This is a genomic window from Paracoccus denitrificans, assembly GCF_900100045.1.
Taxonomy (GTDB): Bacteria; Pseudomonadota; Alphaproteobacteria; order Rhodobacterales; family Rhodobacteraceae; genus Paracoccus; species Paracoccus denitrificans.
Genome location: NZ_FNEA01000072.1, coordinates 1 through 4,270, shown reverse-complemented (window position 1 = coordinate 4,270; position 4,270 = coordinate 1). Strand labels below are relative to the sequence as shown.

Genomic DNA, 4,270 nt, shown 5'->3' with positions numbered 1-4,270 from the left:
GAGCACTGCGCGGCGGCATCCACGTAGGGTGGCGTAAAAATACTGGAAAAGCGCGGGATATCTCGCGACAAGGGGCGAGATCGGCGGGGTTCCGCAGCTAGTAGTCGAGAGGCCAGGTAATCATGCTTCGCGCTCAGAGGCCGCTGTCCGAAGGCACGTCTTCATACCTGTGAGGCCGAGGCTCAGTTGTTCCTCCCCGCCGTCCTCGCCTTTGCGCCTCCAGCGAGGATAGCGTGACGCCGAGCAGCCGCATGACCTTGTCCACCGGTAACAACGGTTCCAGCGACGCCGAGGTAATCATCGCAAGCTCCGCCACACCCTGCGCGCAACAAGGCCAAGGTCGGCAGCCTGCACCAGCGTCGTCGCCCCGCCAGGGGTGCAGGCGGGGCGAGGCGGGGACGTCACCCCCTCTGCGAGGCGAAGGTCGCGCGATATTGTGACTGGCGCTCCAGCATCCAGCCCGGATATTCGGCGGGCAGCTTCGTCACCCTGTCGAGCGCGGCCAGATCCTCGGCGGTCAGCGCCACCTCCGTCGAGCGGATGTTGTCCTGCAGCTGGTCGATCCGCTTCGCCCCGACGATCACGCTGGTCACCACCGGCTGATGCAGCAGCCAGGCGAGCGCCACCTGCGCCACCGTGCAGGTCTTGGCCGATGCGATCTCGCGCATCACGGCGATGGCGGCATCGCCGCGCGCCAGATCCACCGGCGGGAAGTCGAAGCTTGTCCGGCGGCCGTCATTCGCGGTGCTGCCGTCGCTGTACTTGCCCGACAGGAACCCGCCGGCCAGCGGGCTCCAGACCATCAGGCCGAGGCCCTCGGCCTGCAGCATCGGCACGATCTCGCGTTCCAGATCGCGGCCGACCAGCGTCTAATAGGCCTGCAGCGACAGGATCGGCGCCAGCTTGCGCGCATCAGCGATGCCGATAGCCTTGACGATCTGCCAGGCCGCCCAGTTCGACAATCCGATATAGCGCAGATGGCCCTGCCGCACGAGCGTGTCGAGCGCCTCGAGCGTCTCGGTGATCGGGGTCAGCGGATCGAAGCCGTGGATCTGGTAGAGGTCGATGTGATCCATCTGCAGCCGTTCCAGGCTGGCCCTGGCCTGCGCCATGATATGCGCGCGCGAGGCGCCGCGGGCGTTCGGGCCCTCGCCCATCACCCCCATCACCTTGGTCGCGACCACCACCTCGTCGCGCGGAATGCCGAGATTGCGGATGGCCTGGCCGAGGATCCGCTCGCTCTCGCCGCCGGCATAGACATTGGCGGTGTCGATGAAATTGATGCCGGCCTCGAAGGCCGCCTTGACCAGCATGTCGGCCTCGTCCTGGCGCAGCTGGCCGATCTGGCCCCACAGGCCCTCCGAGCCGCCGAAGGTCATGGTGCCGAGGCAGAGTTCCGAGACCAGCAGGCCGCTGGGGCCGAGAGTGCGGTAGCGCATGGAATGTTCCTTCATGTCGGAGACGTCGGGGGCGGAATGCCGCCGGGTTGAGGCAAAGATAGGGCTGCCCTGCCCGGGATCGCGACGCCGATCCTCGCAAATCCTTGCACGATCCTCTTATGCGCGCCGATTTCGGGCTGCGCACCGCGCGCAGGGATCCTAGATTGCGGTTCATGGAAAACGATCATCTTGCCCCGCTCAAGGAGTTGATCGCCCGCCAGTGGCAGGCGCATGGCCGGGAAACCCCGATCGAGGGGCTGGTCCTGACCTCGGTCACCGCGCCGACCGGGCCGATCCATGCGGTCTATCGCCCGTCGCTCTGCGTCGTGGCGCAGGGCGCCAAGACCAGCATGCTTGGCGAACGCGCCTATCGCTATGACGCCGGAAAATGCCTGATCGCATCGATGGAGGTGCCGATCCGGGCCGAGATCACCCGCGCCACGCCCGACCGACCCTACCTGGCCTTCAGCCTGGCCCTGGACCCCGCGACGATCTCCGATCTGCTGCTGGAACGGGATGGCACCGACGACGCCCCCGCCGGTGCCGCGCTGGCGGTGCATGCCTTTGGGCCGGAACTTGCCGATCCCCTCTGCCGGTTGCTGGCCCTGTGCGACCGGCCGCGCGACATCGCGATCCTCGCGCCGCTGGTCCGGCGGGAGATCACCTGGCTTCTGCTGAACGGACCGATGGGACCGGCGCTGCGCCAGATCGGCCTCGCCGGCAGTCCCATGGCGCGGATCGCCCGGGCCATCGCCTGCATCCGCGAGGGCTTCGCGGATAAGCTGAACATACGCCAGCTTGCCGATGTCGCCGGAATGAGCCCCGCGACCTTCCACCGCCACTTCAAGGCGGTCACGGCGATGACGCCGGTGCAGTACCAGAAGCAGCTTCGGCTGCAGGAGGCACGCCGCCTGCTGCTCTTCGACAATGCCGATGTCGCCCGGATCGGCTACGCCATCGGCTATGAGAGCCCGTCGCAGTTCAGCCGGGAATATCGCCGCCTGTTCGGATCGCCGCCGGGCCGGGACGGGCAGGAGATCCGCAGGAGCCTCGCGCCGCAGGTCGAGGGATGAGAGGGGCGGCGACAAGGGCGGACAGCCGACCTTCGCTGCGCAATGCGCGAGCATCTCCGATCCGCAGTGAAGCGGACAGTGGCCACGTTCCGCGGGCCAGAACCGAGAGCCCAGAAGCAGCTAATCTAATGAAACCTCGACAGCCGGAAGGATACTGACTAACCTCAGCTACAGAATGTTGTGATCAGTTCAATATCTAGCGTGGTTCTCGCTGGCCGTTGACATCGAAATCGTAGATAGGTGCTTGCCCTTTGGAACCAGCTTACCTAACCGAAGCAATGCGCCTAGTTTCACTCAGTCAACGTCGAGCAAACAAGAGGCTCGGCGATGAGACGGCGGCAGCTTTCCGTGCCCTCCTACGAGACCTCGAAGCTGCAGCAACTTTTTCCGAAGTCCCGATCGCCCCTCTCGCCGTACGACAAAGCAACAGAATCTTGCTCACTTACGGCTTGAATGGCTCTCTGGTCCTTGAGGTTGAGCCAAGAACACGACATGAGATGACACTGCAGCAGTGGCCCGAGGCACACCGCTTCTGCCTCCATAGAATCTTAGATGACTCACGGGTGATCGTATGAGCTTTGAGCCAGACTGGGCGACGCCGCCGGGTGCGTCGATTGCCCGCTTGCTGTCCGCGAAGGAACTACCAGCGGAAGAGCTAGCAGAAGAACTTGGTTTAGATGACGCAGGGTTTGATTTACTGATTGCCGGTGAGCGAAGGATCACTGCGGATATTGCTGCCACACTATCAGAGTATCTAGGCTCGACTGCGGAATTCTGGCTGCGGCGCGATGAGATTTATTATGCTGAGATTGATCGGCTTAGTGTAGCTCACTCCTCGAACCTCGATGAGTGGACAAAATGCCTGCCCACCCGCCAGATGAGTCAATTTGGCTGGATAAGAAAAAACCTCCGCTCCAATAATCTCGCAGATGAACTCTTGAAATTCTTCGGTTGCGAGAGCATTTCAGAGTGGAAGGCTATATATACATCTGGCCTTGATGCAGTGTCTTTTAGAACCTCATCTTCATTCCACGCTGATGATCTTGCAACATTGGCTTGGAAGCGTGCGGGCGAAATTCAGGCATCTCAAATCGATTTGTGCGAATTCAGTCGATCTGATTTCAATCGGCTCTTACCAGAGCTGAAAAGGCTCGGCTTTATTCGCGACCCCAAAGAACTGGTGGCAAACCTTCGAGCACGGCTTGCTCAAGTTGGAGTGGCGCTTACCACCGCCCGCGCCCCAGCGGGGTGTAGGGCAAGCGGAGCTACATGGAGATTAGAACAAGGCAATCCAATTATCCACTTGAGCTTCCGACATTTGTCGGACGACCATTTCTGGTTCACTCTCTACCATGAAGCAGCTCATATTGCTCTAAATCATGGTGAGCACGTAGGATATGATACCAAGTGCGCGGCTAATCTAGGGTCAGGATTCATAACCAATAAATGACGGTTGCCGCGAGCGCGATGGCCGAGAGGAAGACCTTCGGGCATCTGTCGTATCGGGTTGCCACGCGCCGCCAGTCCTTGAGCCTGCCAAACATGATCTCGATGCGGTTGCGCCGCTTGTATCGGCGCTTGTCGTATTTGACCGGTGTCTTGCGCTGCTTTCGACCGGGGATGCAGGCTCGTATCCCCTTGTCCTGCAAGGCTTCCCGGAACCAGTCGGCGTCATAGCCGCGATCCCCGAGCAGCCAATCGACCTTTGGGAGGCTGCTGAGCAACGCCCGCGCCCCGATGTAGTCGCTGACCTGCCCT

The 4,270-nt window shown here is 62.0% G+C and carries 2 protein-coding genes and 2 pseudogenes; 2 read left to right on the top strand and 2 right to left on the bottom strand.

Annotation, left to right across the window (positions count from 1 at the left end; translation table 11 throughout):
• Positions 1–401: 401 nt before the first annotated feature.
• Positions 402–1,439, bottom strand: a pseudogene (locus BLT64_RS25645) (aldo/keto reductase).
• 173 nt (positions 1,440–1,612) lie between these two features.
• On the opposite strand from BLT64_RS25645, the gene BLT64_RS25640 reads away from it, so the two are divergent.
• Entirely contained in the window at positions 1,613–2,512 is a 900-nt protein-coding gene (locus BLT64_RS25640; protein ID WP_041530345.1) for an AraC family transcriptional regulator, read from the top strand.
• A 571-nt stretch (positions 2,513–3,083) separates the two neighbouring features.
• Entirely contained in the window at positions 3,084–3,962 is an 879-nt protein-coding gene (locus BLT64_RS26715) for a helix-turn-helix transcriptional regulator (protein WP_011749591.1), read from the top strand.
• Here the strand turns inward: BLT64_RS26715 and BLT64_RS25635 are convergent.
• Positions 3,946–4,270: pseudogene (locus BLT64_RS25635) on the bottom strand (IS5-like element IS1248A family transposase); the annotation flags it as partial. The gene BLT64_RS26715 and the pseudogene BLT64_RS25635 overlap by 17 nt on opposite strands.